Here is a 20,702-nt window from a genome sequence, read left to right as displayed (position 1 = left end):
CTGCGGCCCTTGTCCCTCCTACGTCTGCGCTCCTCGGCGCAGCCAGAAGGGAGTTGGAGACCGAGCAGGCCATCGCTGCGCTCGGCCTTTGAACTACCTGGACTGGCCTTCGCTTCGCTTGGCCACATACATATTTAGTTCCAGCGCCCCAACAAGACCAACGATTCATTCCAAGCACTGCAGGCGCGAAGCGCCTGCAGTGCCTTGGGGGCCGAGCAACGCGATGGCTCGCGCGTCTCCCCTCCCCTCTGGCTGCGCCGAGGAGCGCAGCGTTTCGCGGATCAGGGATCGCAGCTGTTTGAGCGAAGCGAGTTCTGCGAGACCCCGCGAAACGCGAGCACCGCAGGTTGCCCCTTCGCACAGCGAAGGGGTCGCAGACAGTGGGGTCGCCTTTTCTTTGCCTACTTTCTTTTGGCGAAGCAAAAGAAAGTAGGTCGCCCGCCGGGGCGAGTCCCGGCCTCGGAAAGCAAATCAAGAACAGCCACTCAAAGCGTATGACTGCGATCCCCTTCAACAAACCCCATCGCATCCCACCCCTCCCCCACAGCAAACCCCAAAACCTTGAACAACTCCCCCATCTCATGCTCATGAATGAGCCGAGCCGCCATCCCCCGCTCACCAACAGACCCCTGCTCCATCCTGGCAAGCAACCCGCAATTCAACAGAAACCGCGCCTGGCTCGTATAGCCCAGCACAGCAAGCCCCGCATCCTGCCCAGCCAGCGCAACCCCGGTGAAGTCGACATGCGCCGTGATGTCCTTCAACCCGACATCAGCCAGCGGATCGCCATCGGCCTTGTGCCCCTGATGGCACATCACAGTCCCCATGTGCCTCTGCGGGTGGTAGTACTCGGCCTCGGGAAACCCGTAGTCGATGAAGAACGCAGCCCCCTTCTTCAGCCGGTCCGCCAGGGTCGCGATGAAGGCCTTCCCCTGCGGATGGATCTCGGTGAGGTAATCGTGCTCGCCAGGCACTTCCACCGGCGGCCGCAGTTCTGTCGCGCGGTCGGCCCAGGCCCATCCATCGCCGGCGACATTGCGCACGACACCCCGCTCGAACCACTGCCCACCCACGCGGGCCAGCAGTTGCACCGGCATCGCATCGAGCACTTCGTTGCCGACGACCACGCCTTCCATCGCCTCCGGCAACTCGTTGAGCCATTCGACGCGGCCTGCATGGCGAACGAGCGCCTGCTGCTGCCGCTCGCGCAAGGTGCCCGACAGGTCGACGATGCGATAGCGCACGTCGCTGCGCCCCATCTCGTCGAGCGCATGCAGCAGCTGCACCGCGAGCGCCCCCGATCCGGCGCCGAACTCCCACACCGTGTCGGTTCCGGTCTTCTCCAGCGCCTCGGCGACCTGAGCCGCCAGGGTCTGGCCGAACATGGGCGTGAGTTCGGGCGCGGTCACGAAGTCGCTGCCCGAAGAAGGCATGTGGCCGAACTTGGCCAGCGTGTTGGCGTAGTAGCCCAGGCCGGGCGCGTACAGCGCGAGTGCCATGAAGCGGTCGAAGCCTATCCAGCCGCCCGCGCGCTCGACGGAACGCGCGATGAGATGGTCGAGGGCGGTGGGTAAACTGCTGGGGGTCGTCTTTGTCGTCACAGCGCCATTCTCCCCTCTCTCCCCGCATGAGCCCCGCCTCCCCAGCCTCCACCTCTCCCCGCACGGTCCTCGTTACGGGCGCAGGCCGTCGGCTCGGCCGCGAGATTGCGCTGGCGCTCGCCGCGAGCGGCTGGCAGGTGGCGGTGCACTACCGGAACTCGCGCTCCGAGGCCGAGCAGACGGTCGCCGACTGCGCCGCGCTCTCGGGCGACTCGGCCCTGTTCTCGGCCGACCTCGAGGACGAACAGGCCACGCGCGCGCTGCTGCCCCGCGTGGTCGCGCGCTTCCGCGGCATCGATGCCGTCGTGCACAGCGCCGCCCTCTTCGAGCACGACGAGGCCGCCACCTTCGGCTACGCGCTCATGGAACGCCATGCGCGCAGCAACACCGGCGCGGCCATCCTGCTGGCGCAGGCGCTGCACGAGCACCTGGCGGCGCGCGATGCGCAGGGCGCGGTGGTCCATCTGCTCGACCAGAAACTCTGGAACCCGAACCCCGACTTTTTGAGCTACACGCTGTCGAAGGCCGCGCTCGAGGCCGCCACGCCGATGCTGGCGCTGGCGCTGGCGCCGCGCGTGCGCGTGGTGGGCGTGGCGCCCGGCCTCACGCTGGCGAGCCACATGCTGGACGACGACAAGTTCGCGCAACTGCACAAGCTGTCGCCGCTGGGCCGCTCGTCCACTCCGGAGGACGTGGCCGCCACGGTGAAGTTCGCGCTGGAGAACCGTTCGATCACCGGCACCACGCTGCTGGTGGACGGCGGCCAGCACCTGATGAAATTCGAGCGCGATTTCTCGCTCATGTGAGCACCTCCATGTCTTCCACCAAGCACACCCACGGCCACCAGACCCTCACCCTGATGGGCCTGCGCTTCGACGCAAACCTCGGCATCCTCGACCACGAAAAGGTCGCGCCGCAGCCGATCCAGGTCGATGCGGAACTCAACCTCGGGGAGCAGCCGCTGCTGCCGCAGGACGACGACATCTTCCATGTGCTGGACTACGGCAAGGTGCGCCTCATCATCATCGACGAGTGCACCGCCGAGCACGTCAACCTGCTCGAGAGCCTGATCGGCAAGCTGGTGCAGCGCCTGCTGCAACTCCCCGGCGTGCTGGGCGTGCGCGTGAAGATCGCCAAGCTCGAGATCTTCGACGACTGCGAAGTGGCGATCCGCATGGAAGCCGGCGAGTGGTGAGCTGAGCCGCAGCCATCCGCGGCACTCAGGCCGCTGAGCCGCAGGCCACCGCGGACCTCTTTGCCGCCGGCCACATGCGCACGGCCAGCGCGCCGAGCGCCGATACCGAAGCCATCGCCGCCACGCCCGACCACCCCCATTGCGCCAGCACCAGGGCACCCAGCGCGGAGCCCGTGGCCATGCCGACGAACACACCCGTGAAGAACACCGCGTTGAGCCGGCTGCGCGCGCCGGGGTCGATGCCGTAGACCACCGTCTGGTGCGCGATCAGCGCGGCCTGCAGGCCGAAGTCGAAGCCGATGGCGGCAACCACGATCAGCCCCAGCCGCGCGGCCGGAGCCGCAAACAGCGGAGCGAACAGCATCGCCGCGAAGGAGACGGCGACCAGCGCGGCCCCCATGCGGATCACCAGCTCGGGCCCGCGGCGATCCGCGAGGCGCCCGGCGATGGGCGCGGCCAGCGCACCCGCCGCGCCGGCAAGGCCGAAGGCGCCGGCTGCCGCGCTGCCCAGGTGGAACGGCGCGCCATGCAGCATCACGGCCAGCGTCGACCAGAAGGCGCTGAAGCCCACCGACAGCAGGGCCTGCGCGAAGGTCGCGCGGCGCAGCGCGCCATGGCGCTTCCACAGGCCGGCCAGCGAACCCAGCAGCGCGCCGTAGCCCAGGTGCGTGGTCGGGCGCAGGCGCGGTAGCCCGCGCGCAGCGGCGGCGCCGATGAGCGCGATGCTCACTGCCGCGACGACGAACATCGCGCGCCAGCCGAAGTGCTCGGCCACGAAGCCCGCGAGCACGCGCGACAGCAGGATGCCCAGCAGCAGCCCGGTCATCACCGTGCCGACGATCCGGCCGCGATGCGCCTCGGGCGCCAATGTGGCGGCGGCGGGAACCACATCCTGCGCCATCGTGGCCGCGAGGCCGATGACGAGGCTCGCCGCCAGCAGCGGCGCGACCGAAGGAGAGAACGCCGCGCCCAACAGCGCGAACACCAGCACGGAAGCCTTGACGAGGATGATGCGGCGCCGGTCGAAGCGGTCGCCCAGCGGCGCGAGCAGCAGGATGCCGAGCGCGTAGCCCAGCTGCGTGAGCGTGGGCACGAAGCCCACGGAGCGGGCCGAGGCGCCGATGTCGGGGCCGAGCACGCCCAGCATGGGCTGGCTGTAGTACAGCGCGGCCACGCCGAAGCCGGCGCTGGCGGCCAGCAGCAGGATCAGCGACCCTGGCAGCTTTTCATGCGTGCTTTGAATGGAATACATGGTGTAAACCCTTGGATTCGAGAAACGAAGGCCGGAGTTTGCGGGCCTCTCCACTCTGAAGGTAGGCCTGTGTGTCGAACAATTGATATACGCTCGGCGCATGGCCAAGCCACTCCCGCCCCCACCACCAGCCGACCGCATCGAGCTGATGCAGACCTTCGTGCGCATCGTCGAGGCCGGCAGCCTGTCGGCCGCCGCCGCCCAGATGGGCACCACCCAGCCCACCGTGAGCCGCCGCCTGCAGGCGCTCGAACGCTCGCTGGGCGTGCGGCTGCTGCAGCGCTCCACCCACGCGATGAAGCTCACGGAAGACGGCGAGCGCTGCTTCGATCGCGCCAAGGAGCTGATCCTGAGCTGGGGAGCCTTCGAGGCCGAACTGCGCGGCGTGGGCGACCAGCCCGAGGGCCGGCTGCGCGTGGTGGCGCCGCATGCCTTCGGGCAGCAGCTGCTGGTCGGGCCGCTGGCCTCTTACCTGCAGCGCCATCCGCAGGTGACGGTCGAGTGGCTGCTGCACGACAGCCCGCATGACGAAACGCCCGACTTCATCGCCGAGGGCGTCGACTGCGCGATCCGCGTCGGCGAGGTGACGGACCCCAACGCCGTGGCGATCCGCCTGTTCGACGTGCCACGCATCGCGGTCGGGGCGCCCTCCCTCTTCGGGCCCGGCACGCCGCTGCCGGTGCACGCCAGAGAGCTCGAAGCCCTGCCCTGGCTGGCGGCGCGCAACTTCTACCGGACCGAGGTCGTGTTCACGCACGAGAGCACCGGCGAGGTGTGCCGGGTGCCGATCCGCCCGCGCATGATCACCGACAGCCTCTACGCCCTGCGCAGCGCGGCCGTGCTGGGCGTGGGGGTCGGGGTGTCGTCGGCCTGGATGCTCACCGAGGAGCTGGCTGCGGGGCGGCTGGTGCATTTGGCGCCGCAGTGGCACGGCACGCCCGCGCCGGTGTACATCGTGTATCCGTACGCGCGCTTCTATCCGGCGCGGCTGCGGCTCTTCGTGGAGGCGATGCGGCAGGCCTTCCCGGAATCCCCGTTGCCCGCGGCCGGGGTAACCGGGGTAGCCGGAACAACCGTAAACGGGCCCGATGGCGGGTGAAATGGGGATCGGGGACAATCACCCCCTTCCCCCGACTCCCCGAAGCAGCCTGCCCATGAACGCCGTCTGGATCGACGAGGCGCCCGCCACCGCCGACGCCACCGCCTCCTCTCCCGCCAATTCCATGAAGATCGAGCGCGAGACGCACAAGCTCGAGAAGCGCCTGTGCCGCCAGGTCGGGCAGGCGATCGTCGACTACAACATGATCGAGGAAGGCGACAAGGTCATGGTGTGCGTCTCGGGCGGCAAGGACAGCTACGCGCTGCTCGACATCCTGCTCAAGCTGAAGGCGCGCGCGCCCATCCACTTCGACATCGTGGCGGTCAACCTCGACCAGAAGCAGCCCGGCTTTCCCGAGGAAGTGCTGCCCAAGTACCTGAGCGAGCTGGGCGTGGACTTCCACATCGAGAACCAGGACACCTACAGCATCGTCAAGCGCGTGATTCCCGAAGGCAAGACCACCTGCGGCCTGTGCAGCCGGCTGCGCCGCGGCATTCTTTATCGCGTGGCCGACGAGCTGGGCGCCACCAAGGTCGCGCTGGGCCACCACCGCGACGACATGCTGCAGACCTTCTTCCTCAACATGTTCTTCGCCGGCAAGCTGAAGAGCATGCCGCCCAAGCTGGTGAGCGACGACGGCAGGCACGTCGTTATCCGCCCGCTGGCCTACGTGTCCGAGAAGGACACCATCCGCTGGGCCCAGCACCGCGAGTTCCCGATCATTCCGTGCACGCTCTGCGGCAGTCAGGAGAACCTGCAGCGCAAGCAGGTGGGAGAAATGCTGCGCGAATGGGACAAGAAGTATCCCGGCCGCGTGGAGAACATGTTCACCGCGCTGCAGAACGTGGTGCCTTCGCACCTGCTCGACGGAACGCGGCACGACTTCAAGGGTCTGAAGGCGACCGGCGTGGCGGACGACGAGGGCGACAAGGCCTTCGACCCGCCTTCCTTCGATCTGCTCTCCCAGGCACCTGCCGCCCTGCGCATCGTCCAGGGCTGAACGGGCAACCCAGGGGAATTTTGGGCAACAGTGCCCGGAGACCCTCATGAAATCTGCGTTCTCGGCTCTTCTTCTTGCAGTAACCCTGACAGGCTGCGCCACCTCCTGGGTGGTCGACAGCGACGTGAAGAGCTTCGCCTCCCCGGGCGCCATCGCGCCCGGCGCCACCTACCGCTTCGACCGCCTGCCCTCGCAACAGGCCGACGGCGCGCGGCAGGAATCGCTCGAAGCCATGGCCGGCGCGGCGCTTGACCAGGTCGGCCTGCGCCGCGACGACGCCAAGGCCCAGTACACCGCGCAGATCGGCGCGCGCGTGACGGCCGGCCTCTCGCCCTGGGCCGACCCGTGGCTCTACAACGGCCCCTGGGGCTACGGCTACGGCGGCTATGGCTACTACGGCCGGCGCTGGTACGGCGGCGGCTGGTATGGCGGCCCCATGTTCGCGCCACCGGCCAACCCCTGGTACGAGCGCGAGGTGAGCATCGTGCTGCGCGAGGCGGGCTCCAATCGCGTGGTCTACGAGACCCGCGCCCGCAACGACGGCCCCTACACCTCGAGCGCGGCGATCCTGCCGGTGATGTTCCAGGCCGCGCTGCAGGGCTTCCCGAATCCGCCGCAGGGCGAGCGCCGGGTCAACATCGAGCTGCCGACGGCGCAGGCCCGGAAATAGCGGCTTTTAAAATTCCCCGGATGGAAGAACCCACCCGCCTGATCGCCGTTCGCCACGGCGAGACCGCCTGGAACGTCGACACCCGCATCCAGGGCCAGCTCGACATCGGGCTCAACGCCACCGGCGTCTGGCAGGCGCAGCGCGCGGGCGCGGCGCTGGCCGACGAGCCCATCGGCGTCGTCTATGCCAGCGACCTGTCGCGCGCCTGGCAGACCGCGCAGGCCATCGCCGAGCCCCATGGCCTGGCCGTGCAACCCGAGCCGCGCCTGCGCGAGCGGGCTTTCGGCACCTTCGAGGGCATGAGCTTCGCCGAGATCGAGGCCACTCTGCCCGTGCAGGCCAGGCTCTGGCGCGAACGCGATCCCGAATTCGAGCCCGAGGGCGGCGAAAGCCTTCTCACCTTCCGCGACCGCGTGACGGGCGTGGCCGCCGAGCTGGCGGCGCGCCACCCGGGCGAGCTCGTCGTGCTGGTCGCGCACGGCGGCGTGATGGACGTGCTCTACCGCGCCGCCACCCGCCAGGAGCTGCAGGCGCCACGCACCTGGCAGCTCGGCAACGCGGCCATCAACCGCATGCTGTGGACGCCCGAAGGCTTCAGCCTCGTGGGCTGGAGCGACACCGCCCATCTCTCGGCGGGCAGCCCGCTCGACGAAACCACGAGCTGAAGCCTCGCTCCCCGCCCCGCATCAGCAATCCGCGCCCAGGTCCTCCAGCGGCCCGAAGAACTCGTAGCGGATCTGCTGCGCGGGCACGCCCAGTGCCACGCCGTTCGCGTACATCGCCTTCATGAAGGGCTTCGGGCCGAGGAAGTAGAAGTCCACGTCGCGGTCCGGCGGCAAGGCCTGCGCGAGCAGTTCCTTCGTGACGAAGCCGGTCGCGTGCGGACGGTCGGCGTCACGCGGCGCGTCGTACACGTAGAGCGCCTCCACGTTCGCATGCGCGGCCGCCAGTGCGTCGACGCGCGCCCGGAAGGCATGCACGCCGCCGTGGCGCGCGGCATGGATGAAGCGGATCGTCCGCCCCGTGGGCGCTGCGGTCTCGAGCATGCTCATCGCCGGCGTGATGCCCACGCCGCCGGTCACGAGGACCAGCGGGCGGCCTTCGGCGGGCGCGGGCTGCAGCACGAAGTCGCCGCTGGGCGGCAGCACGTCGAGCACGGTGCCTGGGCGGGCATGGACATGCAGCCAGTTCGACACGCGCCCGCCCTCCTCGCGCTTCACGCTGATGCGCAGGCAGGGCTTGCCGGGCGCATCGGAAAGCGAATAGTTGCGCCGCACGGTCTCGCCGTCGATCTCCAGCACCAGCGTGAGGTACTGGCCCGGCAGGAACGCGGGCAGCGGGCCGCCGTCCTCGGGCTCCAGGTACAGCGAGAGGATGAGCTCGCTCTCCGGCTCGCGACGCGCCACGACGAAGCGGCGCGTGCCGCGCCAGCCGCCGGGGCGCCGCTCGTTGGCGCCGTACGCCTCTTCCTCGGCGGCGATCAGCAGGCCGGCCAGCGCCTCGTAGGCCTCTGCCCAGGCGGCAATGATTTCGTCGGTCGCGACGTCGCCCAGCACCTCGCGGATGGCCTGCAGCAGGCACTTGCCGACGATCGGGTAGTGCTCGGGCTGCACGCCGAGCGCGACGTGCTTCTGGATGATCCGCGGCAGCGCGCCCGCCAGCGCCTCGAGCCGGTCGATGTTCGCGGCATAGGCGAGCACCGCGCCGGCCAGCGCGCGCGCCTGCGTGCCGCTGGCCTGGTGCGCTTCGTTGAAGAAGGTCTTCACCTCGGGATGGTTCGCGAACATGACGCTATAGAAGTGGGAGGTGATCGCCTCCCCCTGCGTCTGCAGCAGCGGAACGGTGGCCTTGACGAGGGCGATGGTGCGTTCGGAAAGCATGGCTGGGAAACTCGAAGGTAGTGAAGGAACGTTCTTCCTTCTCATGAAGCGTGCCTGCCGTCGCGCCTTCGCAAGCCCTTGTTTTTGAACATGTTTTTTCCGACTCAGTCAAATCGACCACAAAACATGTTGTCAAATAGACCACCATGAGCGTAGAAATGACCACATCCGGGGGGCCCGATCTCCCCAGTGAGGGCGAGCGCTTCGGCGCCCTCCTCAAGGCCGTGCGCGAACTCGTGCGCTGCGACGCGGTGGCGCTGCTGCGGCTGGAGGACGGCATGCTGCGCGCCGTCGCGGTCGACGGCCTCAGCGACGAGGCGCTGGGACGCCGCTTCGCGGTGGCGGCACATCCGCGCTTCGCCCGCCTGCTCGAGAGCCCGGCGGGCGTGCGCTTTCCGCCCGATTGCGATCTGCCCGACCCCTACGACGGCCTCGTCTCGGGCCAGCCCGAGATCCTGCCGGTGCACGACTGCATGGGCGCGCCGCTGCGCCTGCGCGGCGACACCTGGGGCCTGCTCACGCTCGACGCGCTGGAACCTTCGGCCTTCGACGCCGTCGGCCCCGCGCGGATGGAAGCGCTGGTGCGGCTGGTCGAGTCGGGCATCGAGGCTGCGCATGCGGCACGCGACATGGCCCGGCGCACGGCACAGGAACAGGTGCTGGCCGAGGCCTGGCAGTCCGGCCGCGCCGCCGTGCGCGAACTGGTGGGCACCAGCGCGGCGATGCAGCAGCTGCGCCGCGAGATCGACACCGTGGGTGCCTCCGACCTAACCGTGCTGCTGCTGGGCGAGACCGGCGTGGGCAAGGACCTGGTGGCGCAGCGGCTGCATGCGTGCTCGCGGCGCAGGTCCCAGCCGCTGGTCCAGGTGAACTGCGCGGCGCTGCCCGAGACGTTGGCCGACAGCGAGCTCTTCGGCCATCGCCGGGGTGCCTTCACCGGCGCCATCCAGGACCGCACCGGCAAGTTCGAGCTGGCCGACGGCGGCACGCTGTTCCTCGACGAGGTCGGCGAGCTGCCGCTGGGCGTGCAGGCCAAGCTGCTGCGCGTGCTGCAGGGCGGCGAGCTGCAACGCCCGGGCAGCGATCGCACGCTGCGCGTGGACGTGCGCGTGATCGCGGCCACCAACCGGGACCTGCCCGCCGCCATCGCGCAGGGGCGGTTCCGGGCCGACCTGTACCACCGGCTGTCGGTCTATCCGCTGGTGGTGCCGCCGCTGCGCGCGCGCGGCCGCGACGTGCTTGCGCTGGCCGGCGGCTTCCTCGAGGAGAACCAGCACCGGCTGGGCGCGCGCAACCTGCGCCTGTCGCCCGCCGCGCGGACCGCGCTGCTGGCGCATTCATGGCCCGGCAACGTGCGCGAGCTCGAACACACGATCAGCCGTGCCGCGCTGCGCGCCTACCGCGAGCACGCGCCTCGCGCGCGCTGGGTGGCGATCGAGCCGCGGCACCTGTTGCTGGAGGAAGCGCCGTTGCAGCCGTCGCCCGTCGACGTACCGGCCAGCGCCGCGGCTTCGGAAGCGCCAGCCACCACGCTGCGGGAGGCCACCGAAGCCTTCCAGCGCGAGTGGCTGGCCGCCTGCGTGGCCCGCCACGGCGGCAACCTCAGCCGGGCGGCTGCCCAGGCCGGCATGGACCGCAGCAACTTCCATCGCCTGCTGCGCAAGCTGGGCATCGCCGCGCAGCCACCGGCCTGACGCCCGGCGAGTGAGCGGCAGGTGCGCGGCGCAAGGCGCCGTCAAGCGTGCGAGGTGGCGTGCCCCGGGCCCTGGCTCGCCTGCGGCGTCTTCTCTTCGCCCGGCAGGTCCACCATCGGGCCGGTGCCGCTGTAGCGGTCGAGCGCGAGGTAGATGGCCGGCGTGATGTACAGCGTGATCACCTGCGAGAAGATCAGCCCGCCCACCACCGCCACGCCCAGCGGCTGACGCAGCTCTGCGCCGGCGCCCAGGCCCAGTGCGAGCGGCAGCGCGCCCATGAGCGCGGCCAGCGTGGTCATCAGGATCGGGCGGAAGCGCAGGCGGCAGGCCTCGCGGATCGCCTCGACAGGCTTCATGCCCTCGGTGCGCTGCGCCTCGAGGGCGAAGTCGATCATCATGATCGCGTTCTTCTTCACGATGCCGATCAGCAGCAGGATGCCGATGGTCGCGATCAGCGTGAGGTCGAAGCCGAAGAGCTTCAGCGAAATGAGCGCGCCCACGGCCGCCGACGGCAGCCCCGCCAGGATGGTGATCGGGTGGATGTAGCTCTCGTAGAGCACGCCCAGCAGCACGTAGATGACCAGCACCGCCAGCACCAGCAGCACGGCCTGGCTCGACTGCGAGCTCTGGAACACCGCCGCATCGCCGCCGTAGGTGGTGATGATCGACTGCGGCATCTTCAGCTCGTCCTTGAAGCGGTCGATCTTCGCGGTCGCGTTGCCCAGCGGCACGTCGGGCGCGAGGTTGAACGACACCGTCACTGCCTGCAACTGGCCCTGGTGGTTGACCGCGGTCGGGCCCACGGTGCGCTTGACCGTCGAGAAAGCCGACAGCGGCACCAGCTTGCCGGTGGTGCTGCGCACCGACAGGCGCGAGACGTCTTCCTCGAACTGGCGGTCGTTGTCGGCGGCCGAGAGGATCACCTGGTAGGTGTTGCTCGAGCCGTAGATGCTGCCGATCTGGCGGTCGCCGTACGCGTTGTAGAGCGCGGTGCGCAGGTCGCCCACGGCCACGCCGAGCACGCCGGCCTTGTCGCGGTCGATCTCGAGCGTGGCCTGCAGGCCGCGGTTCTGCGAGTCGCTGGTCACGTCGCGGAAGTCGGGGTCGGCGCGCATGCGCTCCATGAGCCGCGTGGCCCACGGCACCATCTCGCCCGCGTTCACGCTCTGCAGCGTGTACTGGAAGCGCGCCTTGCTCTGGCGGCCGCCCAGTCGCAGGTTCTGCACCGGCTGCATGTAGACGGCGATGCCCGGGATCTCGCGGAAGCGCTGGCGCAATGATTCGAGCACCTTCGACATCTGCGGACGTTCGCTGCGCGGCTTGAGCACGGCAAACAGGCGGCCGGAGTTCTGCGTGGCCGTGGGTCCGCCCACGCCGACGAAGGAGCTCACGTAGTCAACGCTCGGGTCGTCCTTGAGCGCGGCGGCCACGCGGTCCTGCAGGGCCTTCATGGCGGTGAAGGAAATGTCCTCGGCGGCCTCGGTCGTGATCTGGATCTGGCCGATGTCTTCCTCGGGGAAGAAGCCCTTCGGGATGGTCGCGAACAGCCAGCCGGTGACGACGAAGGTCAGCCCCGCCATCGCCAGCATCACCTTGCGGTGCCCCAGCGTCCAGTCGAGCGTGCTCATGTAGCCGGCGTGTACCGCGCGGTAGCCGCGCTCGAAGGCACGGCCGATGGCGGTGCCGGGCTCGGGGTGCCCCTCTTCATGGTCGAGCGCGCCCGCACGGCGCGGCACCTGCTTGAGCAGCCTACTCGCGAGCATGGGCACCAGCGTGAGCGACACCACGGCCGACACCAGCACCGCCAGCGCCACCACCACCGCGAACTCGTGGAACAGCAGGCCGATCACGCCCGGCATGAAGAAGATCGGGATGAACACGGCCACCAGCGAGATCGAGATCGACACGATGGTGAAGCCCACCTCGCGCGCGCCGCGCAGCGCGGCGGCGAACGGGTCCATGCCCTTCTCGACGTAGCGCATGATGTTTTCCAGCACCACGATCGCGTCGTCCACCACCAGGCCCACCGCGAGCGTGATGCCCAGCAGCGAGATGTTGTCGAGGCTGTAGCCGAAGGCGTAGAGCAGCGCCACCGCGCCGATCAGCGAGATCGGGATGGTCGCGGCCGGGATCAGCGTGGCCACCAGCCGGTGCAGGAACAGGAAGATCACCAGCACCACCAGCGCGATGGTGCCCAGCAGCGTGAGCTGCACGTCGTGCACCGCCTCGCGGATCGACAGCGAGCGGTCGTTCACCATCTGGATCTCGACCGACTGCGGCAGCTCGGCCTTGAAGCGCGGGATGAGAGCGCGCACCGCGTCCACCACCTGCACGGTGTTGGCATTGGGCTGGCGCTGCACGGCCAGCGAGATGGAGTCCTGCCCGTTGAAGCTGCTGGCGGTTTTTACCGACTCGAAGCTGTCCTCGATGGTGGCGACTTCGTCGAGCCGCACCGGCGCGCCGTTGCGCTGGCCGACGATCAGCTTGGCGAAGTCGGCCGCCTTCATGAGCTGGCGGTTGGCTTGGATGGTGAGCGTCTGGCGCGGGCCGTCGAGCACGCCGACCGGCGTGTTGGCGTTGGCCGAGTTCACCGCCTTGGCAAGCTCGTCGAGCGTGATGTTGCGCGCGTTGAGCAGGTCGGCATTGGCCTTGATTCGCACCGCGAAGGCCTTGCGGCCGTACACGCCCACCTGTGCCACGCCGTCGATGGTCGAGAGCGTGGGCGAGATGAGGTTCTCGGCGTAGTCGTTGAGCTCCGACGGATTCATCGACGGCGAGATCAGCGCGATGAACAGCACCGGCGCGTCGGCCGGGTTCACCTTGCGGTACGAGGGCAGCTGCGTCAGCTCCTGCGGCAGCTGGCGCTGGGCGCGCAGCAGCGCGGCCTGCACGTCGACGGCGGCGGCGTCGATGTCGCGGCTGCTCACGAACTCGAGCGTGAGCGAGGTCACGCCCTGCGTGTTCACCGAACTGATGGTCTGCAGGCCGGGGATGGTCGAGAACTGCTTCTCCAGCGGCAGCGCCACCGACGACGCCATGGTGTCCGGGCTCGCGCCCGGCAGCTGCGCGTTGACGTTGATGACCGGCGTGTTGTAGCTGGGCAGCGCGGCGACGGGGATGCTGAAGTACGCGAAGATGCCGATGACCACCACGGCGGCGGACAGCAGCACCGTCATCGCCGGACGGCGGATGCAGAGCTCGGAAATGTTCATGCGCGTTCCTGGCGCGGCGGCTTGATGTCGGTGCCGTCGGAGGACGCCGCGCTGCCGGGCGTGACGCCCGTGGTGCCGTTGGACGGAGCACCGGGAGCGCCCGGCGCCGCGGCGGGAGCCTTTGCATCCACGCGCACCTTGCCGCCGGGTCGCACGTTCTGGCTGCCCTCGATCACCACCTGCTCACCGGGCTCCACGCCGCTCACGGCCACCTGCGTACCGAAGGTGTGAAGCGTCTTCACCTTGCGGCGCGTGGCTGTCTTGGCCTCGTCGACCACGTAGAGCGAGGCGCCGTCGGACAGCATCATCAGCGCCGCGGCCGGCACCACCGTGGCGCCGTTGAGCGTGCGCACCGTGATGCGCGTGCCGACGAACTGGCCGGGCCACAGGCTCTGGTCGGCATTGGCGAACACGGCCTTGGCGCGCACCGTGCCGATCTGCGGATCGACGGTGTTGTCGACGAAATCGAGCGTGCCGGTCAGCAATTCCTTGCGGCCGGTGACCACTGCCTCGACCTTCGAGCGCGAGCGCGCGGCCTCCAGCAGGTCCTGCAGGTTGCCTTCGGGCACGGGGAAGCTCACGGCGATGGGGTCGAGCTGCGTGACGGTCACCAGCGACAGCGTCGGCTGCACCAGCGTGCCCGGATAGATGTTCACGGCGCCGATGCGCCCCGCGATGGGCGCGCGCAGCGTGGCGTAGCCCAGCGCCACCTGCGCCGACTGCACGGCCGCGCGGTCGGCGGCCACGGCGGCGCGCTGCGCCTCCAGCTGCGAGAGCGTGGCGTCGGCCGCGCTCTTGGCGATGAAGTTCTGCGCCACCAGGTCCTGGCTGCGCTTGTACTGGCGCTCGAGATCGGCCAGCGTGGCCTCGTCCTTCTGCTGCTGGGCGCGGGCGCGCGCGAGATTGGCCTGGTCGTTGCGGTCGTCGAGCGAGAAGAGCAGCTGGCCGGCCTTGACGAACTGGCCTTCCTTCACATGCACCGCGCTCACCGTGTTGGTCACCTGCGGGCGCAGGTCGACGCTGTTGAGGGACACCACGCTGCCGTTGACCTGCACGGTCACGGGCACGTCCTGCTTCTTCGCCGTGGCCAGCGTCACCAGCGCGGGCATGCCGCCGCCGGCACCCGCGTTCGGGGCCTTGGCGCTCTTTGTGGCGGACTTGTCCGCGGACATGCTCCACCACCCGCCTGCGACGGCTACGATCAACACGCCCGAAAGGGCGACGGCGACACTTTTCTTCATGGGTTCTTGTGCACTTTGGGCTGACAGCAGCTATTGAATCAGCAGCTGACTTCCGAGGATCACGCCCTCTGTAAAGAAATGTAAAGCAGGTCAACCCGAAGCCCGCTCAACTCCCTGTGGCCGACGCGAGGGAACACACCCCCTAGCTAAAATCCCCGGTCCACAGCCTCTGGATAAACCCCATGAACCGCTGCAAGAAACCTACGAATGCTCTCACTTACATAGCGCTTTGCACAGCAGCCATGGCGGCCATGGGCCTTTTCCCGCTCGCCGCCAGCGCCCAGGACGAAGTGCCCCGCCCCCAGACCCAGAACGAATCGCTCGTGGGCGGCCGCGTCTTCCCCGTCGGCACCCTGCGCGGCAAGTTCATGGTGACCAATGCGCCCGACGTCGAGCTCGACGGCAAGCCCGACCGCCTGGGCGCCGGCGCGCGCATCCGCAGCGGCCAGAACATGCTGGTGATGCCCGGCGCCATCATTGGCCAGAAGTACCTCGTCAACTACACGCGCGACGCCGCCGGGCTGCTGCGCGAGGTGTGGATCCTCACGCCCGACGAAGCCACCGCCAGCCGCGAATCGCTGAACAAGCCGTTCCTGAACGTCTGGCCGTTCACCTCGAACGACACCCTCAACACGCAGTAAGAAAGAGACGGGTGGCGGCGCAGCCCGTTGCGCTGCGCGCCATATGCCGTCGCGCCCCGCCGCCGCGCCGGGCCACGAGAGAGAGCTCCCCATGAAAAAAGTATTCATCAAGACCTTCGGCTGCCAGATGAACGAGTACGACTCGGACAAGATGGCCGACGTGCTGAACGCAGCCCAGGGCTACGAGCCCACGCAGAACGTGGACGAGGCCGACCTCATCCTGTTCAACACCTGCTCGGTGCGCGAGAAGGCACAGGAGAAAGTGTTCTCCGACCTCGGCCGCGTGAAGCACCTGAAGGCCAAGGGCGTGAAGATCGGCGTGGGCGGCTGCGTGGCGAGCCAGGAGGGCGAGGCCATCATCGCGCGCGCACCCTACGTCGACATCGTGTTCGGCCCGCAGACCCTGCACCGCCTGCCCGAGATGCTGAGCGACCGCGAACGGCTCGACCGCCCGCAGGTGGACATCAGCTTCCCCGAGATCGAGAAGTTCGACCACCTGCCGCCCGCGCGCGTGGAAGGCGCCACCGCCTTCGTGTCGATCATGGAAGGCTGCTCCAAGTACTGCAGCTACTGCGTGGTGCCCTACACCCGCGGCGAGGAAGTGAACCGCCCGCTCGACGACGTGCTGGTCGAGATCGCCGGCCTGGCCGACCAGGGCGTGCGCGAGATCACGCTGCTGGGCCAGAACGTGAATGCCTACCGCGGCAGGATGGGCGACACAGCCGAGATCGCCGACTTCGCGCTGCTCATCGAGTACGTGGCCGAGATTCCCGGCATCGAACGCATCCGCTACACCACCAGCCACCCGAACGAGTTCACGCCGCGCCTGATCGAGGCCTACGCGAAGGTGCCGCAGCTCGTGAGCCACCTGCACCTGCCGGTGCAGCACGGCAGCGACCGCATCCTGATGGCGATGAAGCGCGGCTACACCGCCATGGAATACAAGAGCACGGTACGCAAGCTGCGCGCCATCCGCCCCGAGCTCGCGCTGAGCAGCGACTTCATCGTCGGCTTCCCCGGCGAGACCGAGGACGACTTCAACAAGATGATGAAGCTGATCGACGACTGCCAGTTCGACGCCAGCTTCAGCTTCATCTTCAGCCCGCGTCCCGGCACTCCGGCCGCCGCGCTGCACGACGACACTCCGCACGAGGTGAAGCTCGCGCGCCTGCAGAAGCTGCAGGCCGTGATCGACGTCAACGTGAAGCGCTTCGGCCAGGCGCTGGTCGGCACAACACAGCGCGTGCTGGTGGAAGGCGCCTCGCGCAGGGACGCGAACGAGCTCATGGGCCGCACCGCCTGCAACCGCGTCGTCAACTTCGAGGGCGACGCCCGGCTGGTCGGCCGGATGATCGACCTGCGCATCACGCGCTCGCTGGCCTACACGCTGCGCGGCGAGGTAGCGACGAACGAATCGCCGATGGCGCTCGCCCACCACTGATGGCGAAGCGTCCATCCATACGGGGCTCGTTCCAGCAGCTCCTGCTCTTCGCCTTTCTCCTGATCACCGCGCTGCTGGTCGGCGTGGCGCTGCGCTCGGTGCTGCAGTACGACGCGCTCATGACGCAAAGCCGCGACGCGGCCGCGCGCGCGCTGCGCCTGTCGGGCGCCTCCCAGTCGCTGGCCGAGCGCAGTGCGGCCATGGAGCGCGCCGGACGCCAGTCGCTGGTGCTGAACGACGCCGTGCTGCGCCGCCGCTTCGACGACGCCGCGCGCGAGGCGCACCAGGTGCTCGAGCGCCTGGAGAAGAACGGCCTGCCGCCCGCCGGCATCGACATGTGGCGCAACCAGCTCGGCGTGATCGAGGGCCTGATGAGCGGCAGCGCCGACAGCGCCCTCGCCCGCGAGAGCACGATGGCGATGCAGTTCCGCGAGCTCGACGCCCTCAACACCAACATCGCGCAGCAGGCGCAGTTCCTCATCGAGACGCAGAACGACGCGCTGGCCCGGCGCATCGAGAACGCGCGCCGCCGGCTGATGCGCGAGGTGGTGGCCGCCAGCGTGCTGGCCGCGGCCCTGGCGCTGGCCTTCGGCATCTGGCTGGCGCGGCCCTTCAAGCGGCTGGAGCAGGCCATCGTCGGCCTCGGCCAGAACCGGCTCGACGAGCCCATCGACATCCGCGGTCCGGCCGACGTGCGGCGCGTGTCGCAGCAGCTCGAATGGCTGCGGCTGCGCCTGACCGAACTCGACGCCGACAAGGCGCGCTTCCTGCGCCATGTGTCGCACGAGCTGAAGACGCCGCTGGCTGCACTGCGCGAGGGCGTCTCGCTGCTGGAAGACGGCGTGACCGGCCCGCTGAACCCGGCGCAGCTCGAAGTGGCGCAGATCCTGAACCAGAACACCGTGTCGCTGCAGGGCCAGATCGAGGCGCTGCTGCGCTTCAACGCCGCCGCCTTCGAGGCGCGCGAACTGCGCCGCGAGCGCACCGAGCTGCTGCCGCTGATCGAGGAGCAGATCGAGGCCCAGCGCCTGCAGTGGCAGTCGCACGGCCTGCGCGTGCGGGCCGAGGGCGACCCCGTCACGGCCACGGTCGACCGCTCCAAGCTCGGCACCGCCATCGCCAACCTGTTGAGCAACGCCATCCGCTTTTCGGTAACGGGCGGTGTCATCACGCTGGCCGTGTCGCAGACGCCGGAAGCGGTGCACATCGACGTGAACGACGCCGGGCCGGGCATCGCCGAGGGTGACCGCGACCGGATCTTCGAGCCTTTCTTCCGCGGCGAGCGCCAGCCCGAACACACCGTGAAGGGCACGGGCATCGGACTTTCCATCGTGCAGGAGTACATTGCAGCCCACGGGGGCCGCATCACCCTGCAGCCCGGCGGTCCCGGTGCGCGCTTTCGCATCGAACTGCCGCGCACGGCCTGACCGCCCCGGCGTCCCCCTCCAGATACTGTCCGACCGCCTCGCGTCCTTTCTTCGACCCATGTCTTTTCCGTTCGTCCGCCGTTCCTCCTTCGCCGGGGCGATGACCGTGCCTTTCGTCCTGCTGCTGGCCGCCTGCGCCTCGCAGCCCAAGCCGCCCCCGGAGGCCGATGCGCTGCCGCCGCCTCCGGTCGTGCCGCGCGTGATGCCGGTGGAGGCCGAGCCCAAGGCGCCGGCCACGCAGCCCGCGGCCTCGCTCTTCACGCTGATGACGCAGGGGCCGGTGGCCTCGATGCTGTCGTACGCCGACAAGGTGCGCCCGCTCAACGGCGCCGACCTGAGCGCCGAGATCGCCCGCGTGGGCGACCCCGGCGATTCGCCCACGGCGCAGATGCAGGTGGCGCTGCTGCTCTCGCAGACCCGCGTGCCGGCCGACCTGGCCCGCGCGCTGGGCCTGCTGCAGCGCGTGATCTCCAACCCCGCGCCCGAGGCGCAGGCGCTGCAGCCGCTGGCGCGCGCGCTGGCCGCACGCTACGTGGAGCAGCGCCGCGTCGAGGACGACCGCGACAAGCAGGTGCAGGCACTGCGCGACAGCCAGCGCCGCATCGACCAGCTCAACGACCGCATCGAAGCCCTGCGCGCCATCGAGCGCAGCTTCGCGCGGCCCAACACCAACCCGGCGCCGGCCATGCCTGCCGCGCCGCCCAACACAGGCAAACCGAATCAATGAGCGCAGCGCCGGGCCGCCCCAAGCAAGCTCGCACCGCAGTGCGAAGCACGGAGGTTTTTCGATGAGTACCACCGGCGCCCGCCTCCTCGTGGTCGACGACGACCCGGACATGCTGCGGCTGCTGTCGATGCGGCTGAGTTCGGCGGGCTACCAGGTCACGGCCGTCACTTCGGCCGAGACAGCGCTCACCCAGCTCGAGATCGAACATCCGCAGCTCGTGCTGAGCGACGTCCGCCTGCCGGGGCGCGACGGCCTCCAGCTCTTCGACGAGATCCGCAAGCGCCATCCCTCGCTGCCGGTGATCCTGCTGACCGCGCACGGCACCATTCCCGACGCGGTCGAGGCCACCGCGCGCGGCGTCTTCACCTACCTCACCAAGCCCTACGACGGCCGCGAGCTGCTCGACAAGATCGCGCAGGCGCTGGCACTCGGCGCCCCCGCCGCCACGCCGAGCAAGGCCGGCGACGACAGCTGGCGCTCCGAGATCGTGAGTCGCAGCAACCGCATGGCCGAGCTGCTGGCCGAGGCGCGCATGGTCGCCAAGTCGGACGCATCTGTGCTGCTGCGCGGCGACTCCGGCGCCGGCAAGGAAATGCTTGCGCGCGCCATCCACAAGGCCAGCGCGCGCGCCGACAAGCCCTTCGTGGCGGTCAACTGCGGCGCCATTCCGGAGGCGCTGCTCGAGTCGGAGCTCTTCGGCCACATGAAGGGCGCCTTCACCGACGCTCACGCCAATCACAAGGGCCTGTTCCAGCAGGCCGACGGCGGCACGCTGCTGCTGGACGAAATCGGGGACATGCCGCCCGCGCTGCAGGTCAAGCTGCTGCGCGTGCTGCAGGAGCGCGCCGTGCGGCCGCTGGGGGCGAGCCAGTCGATCCAGGTCGACGTGCGCATCGTCTCGGCCACGCACCGCGACCTCGACGCCGCAATGGAGGCCGGCCAGTTCCGCGAGGACCTGTATTACCGGCTGAACGTGGTGACGCTCACGCTGCCGCCGCTGTCGGCACGCCGCGAAGACATTCCGCTGCTGGCCAACCACTTCCTGCAGCGCCTGTCGACCAAGTATGGCAAGCGGCTGTCGGGCTTCGCGCCCGAGGCGCTGAAGGCGCTGACCATGGCCGCCTGGCCGGGCAACGTGCGCCAGCTCTACAACGTGGTGGAGCAGGTCTGCGCGCTGTCGAGCTCGCCGCTGATCCCGCTGGCGCTGGTGCAGCGGGCACTGCGCGTGCCGACAGTGGAGGTGCAGACCTATGCCGAAGCCAAGCAGCGTTTCGAGCGCGATTACCTTGTCGGCCTGCTGAAACTGACGGACGGCAACGTGGCCGACGCCGCCCGCCTGGCCGACCGCAATCGCACGGAGTTCTACCGGCTGCTGCAGAAGCACGAACTCACCCCGGGGCACTTCAAGGCCGACGCTGTCGCTGGGGGCAACGACGCTGTCGCCGAGTAGCGACGCCTCTAAGTCGTTGATTTGTATGGCCTATGCCCACCTGCCCTGGCGGCTTGTCGGGATTCGGCGACAAAAACAGGGGTTTTGAGGCCCTCTGGCGGGCCCAGCCCCCGAAAAATGCCTTCGGATCGCCCTAAGTTGTTGATCTGAAAGCGTTTTTCCAGCCTGGCAC

The 20,702-nt window shown here is 69.1% G+C and carries 17 protein-coding genes; 12 read left to right on the top strand and 5 right to left on the bottom strand.

Annotated features, from left to right (window positions below; translation table 11 throughout):
- Nucleotides 1-485: 485 nt before the first annotated feature.
- Entirely contained in the window at nucleotides 486-1,601 is a 1,116-nt protein-coding gene (locus EJP69_RS09610) for a class I SAM-dependent methyltransferase (RefSeq protein WP_126469691.1), read from the bottom strand.
- A gap of 26 nt (nucleotides 1,602-1,627) precedes the next feature.
- Between EJP69_RS09610 and EJP69_RS09605 the strand changes: the two genes are divergently transcribed.
- Both EJP69_RS09605 and EJP69_RS09600 read left to right on the top strand, forming a co-directional pair.
- Nucleotides 1,628-2,407, top strand: coding sequence for an SDR family oxidoreductase (locus EJP69_RS09605; protein ID WP_093196826.1), 780 nt, complete (start codon nucleotides 1,628-1,630; stop codon nucleotides 2,405-2,407).
- An 8-nt stretch (nucleotides 2,408-2,415) separates the two neighbouring features.
- Complete coding sequence (locus EJP69_RS09600; RefSeq protein WP_093197242.1) at nucleotides 2,416-2,796, top strand: dihydroneopterin aldolase; 381 nt, start codon at nucleotides 2,416-2,418, stop codon at nucleotides 2,794-2,796.
- 25 nt (nucleotides 2,797-2,821) lie between these two features.
- Here EJP69_RS09600 and EJP69_RS09595 read toward each other — a convergent pair whose 3' ends face one another.
- Nucleotides 2,822-4,048 (bottom strand): MFS transporter, encoded by a 1,227-nt coding sequence (locus EJP69_RS09595; protein ID WP_126469689.1) that lies wholly within the window; start codon nucleotides 4,046-4,048, stop codon nucleotides 2,822-2,824.
- Between the two features lie 100 nt (nucleotides 4,049-4,148).
- Between EJP69_RS09595 and EJP69_RS09590 the strand changes: the two genes are divergently transcribed.
- The 4 genes from EJP69_RS09590 to EJP69_RS09575 are packed head-to-tail and all read left to right on the top strand — an operon-like array spanning nucleotide 4,149 to nucleotide 7,482.
- Nucleotides 4,149-5,147 (top strand): LysR family transcriptional regulator, encoded by a 999-nt coding sequence (locus tag EJP69_RS09590; RefSeq protein WP_126469687.1) that lies wholly within the window; start codon nucleotides 4,149-4,151, stop codon nucleotides 5,145-5,147.
- Between the two features lie 55 nt (nucleotides 5,148-5,202).
- Nucleotides 5,203-6,147 carry a tRNA 2-thiocytidine(32) synthetase TtcA gene (gene ttcA, locus EJP69_RS09585; protein ID WP_126469685.1) on the top strand — a complete coding sequence of 315 codons (945 nt, stop codon included), beginning with the start codon at nucleotides 5,203-5,205 and terminating at the stop codon, nucleotides 6,145-6,147.
- A 46-nt stretch (nucleotides 6,148-6,193) separates the two neighbouring features.
- Nucleotides 6,194-6,817, top strand: coding sequence for a DUF4136 domain-containing protein (locus EJP69_RS09580; RefSeq protein ID WP_126469683.1), 624 nt, complete (start codon nucleotides 6,194-6,196; stop codon nucleotides 6,815-6,817).
- Nucleotides 6,818-6,837: 20 nt separating this feature from the next.
- Nucleotides 6,838-7,482, top strand: a complete 645-nt coding sequence (locus EJP69_RS09575) for a histidine phosphatase family protein (protein ID WP_093196834.1) — start codon at nucleotides 6,838-6,840, stop codon at nucleotides 7,480-7,482.
- 21 nt (nucleotides 7,483-7,503) lie between these two features.
- Here EJP69_RS09575 and hmpA read toward each other — a convergent pair whose 3' ends face one another.
- On the bottom strand, nucleotides 7,504-8,697 hold the full coding sequence (gene hmpA, locus EJP69_RS09570) for an NO-inducible flavohemoprotein (RefSeq protein ID WP_126469681.1): 1,194 nt from the start codon (nucleotides 8,695-8,697) through the stop codon (nucleotides 7,504-7,506).
- 158 nt (nucleotides 8,698-8,855) lie between these two features.
- Here hmpA and norR point away from each other — a divergent pair, with 158 nt between their 5' ends.
- A complete protein-coding gene (gene norR / locus EJP69_RS09565; RefSeq protein WP_240652100.1) occupies nucleotides 8,856-10,391 on the top strand; it encodes a nitric oxide reductase transcriptional regulator NorR in 1,536 nt (511 codons plus the stop codon).
- Nucleotides 10,392-10,432: 41 nt separating this feature from the next.
- Here the strand turns inward: norR and EJP69_RS09560 are convergent, their stop codons facing one another.
- Together EJP69_RS09560 and EJP69_RS09555 are read right to left on the bottom strand one after the other, a co-directional pair.
- A complete protein-coding gene (locus EJP69_RS09560; RefSeq protein ID WP_126469677.1) occupies nucleotides 10,433-13,603 on the bottom strand; it encodes an efflux RND transporter permease subunit in 3,171 nt (1,056 codons plus the stop codon).
- Nucleotides 13,600-14,775 (bottom strand): efflux RND transporter periplasmic adaptor subunit, encoded by a 1,176-nt coding sequence (locus EJP69_RS09555; protein WP_240652099.1) that lies wholly within the window; start codon nucleotides 14,773-14,775, stop codon nucleotides 13,600-13,602. The genes EJP69_RS09560 and EJP69_RS09555 overlap by 4 nt, the downstream gene beginning before the upstream one ends.
- 320 nt (nucleotides 14,776-15,095) lie before the next feature.
- Between EJP69_RS09555 and EJP69_RS09550 the strand changes: the two genes are divergently transcribed.
- The 5 genes from EJP69_RS09550 (at nucleotide 15,096) to EJP69_RS09530 (ending at nucleotide 20,530) form a co-directional block, all read left to right on the top strand.
- Complete coding sequence (locus EJP69_RS09550) at nucleotides 15,096-15,485, top strand: hypothetical protein (protein WP_240652098.1); 390 nt, start codon at nucleotides 15,096-15,098, stop codon at nucleotides 15,483-15,485.
- 91 nt (nucleotides 15,486-15,576) lie between these two features.
- Nucleotides 15,577-16,926 carry a tRNA (N6-isopentenyl adenosine(37)-C2)-methylthiotransferase MiaB gene (gene miaB / locus EJP69_RS09545; RefSeq protein WP_126469673.1) on the top strand — a complete coding sequence of 450 codons (1,350 nt, stop codon included), beginning with the start codon at nucleotides 15,577-15,579 and terminating at the stop codon, nucleotides 16,924-16,926.
- Entirely contained in the window at nucleotides 16,926-18,353 is a 1,428-nt protein-coding gene (locus EJP69_RS09540; RefSeq protein WP_093196848.1) for a sensor histidine kinase, read from the top strand. Before miaB ends, EJP69_RS09540 begins: the two co-directional genes overlap by 1 nt.
- 58 nt (nucleotides 18,354-18,411) lie before the next feature.
- Nucleotides 18,412-19,080, top strand: a complete 669-nt coding sequence (locus tag EJP69_RS09535; RefSeq protein ID WP_126469671.1) for a hypothetical protein — start codon at nucleotides 18,412-18,414, stop codon at nucleotides 19,078-19,080.
- A gap of 61 nt (nucleotides 19,081-19,141) precedes the next feature.
- Nucleotides 19,142-20,530: a sigma 54-interacting transcriptional regulator gene (locus EJP69_RS09530; RefSeq protein WP_093196852.1), complete on the top strand. Its 1,389-nt coding sequence runs from the start codon at nucleotides 19,142-19,144 to the stop codon at nucleotides 20,528-20,530.
- Nucleotides 20,531-20,702: the final 172 nt, after the last annotated feature.

Source organism: Variovorax gossypii (assembly GCF_003965815.1).
Taxonomy (GTDB): domain Bacteria; phylum Pseudomonadota; class Gammaproteobacteria; order Burkholderiales; family Burkholderiaceae_C; genus Variovorax; species Variovorax gossypii.
This window is presented reverse-complemented; position numbering and strand designations above follow the sequence as displayed.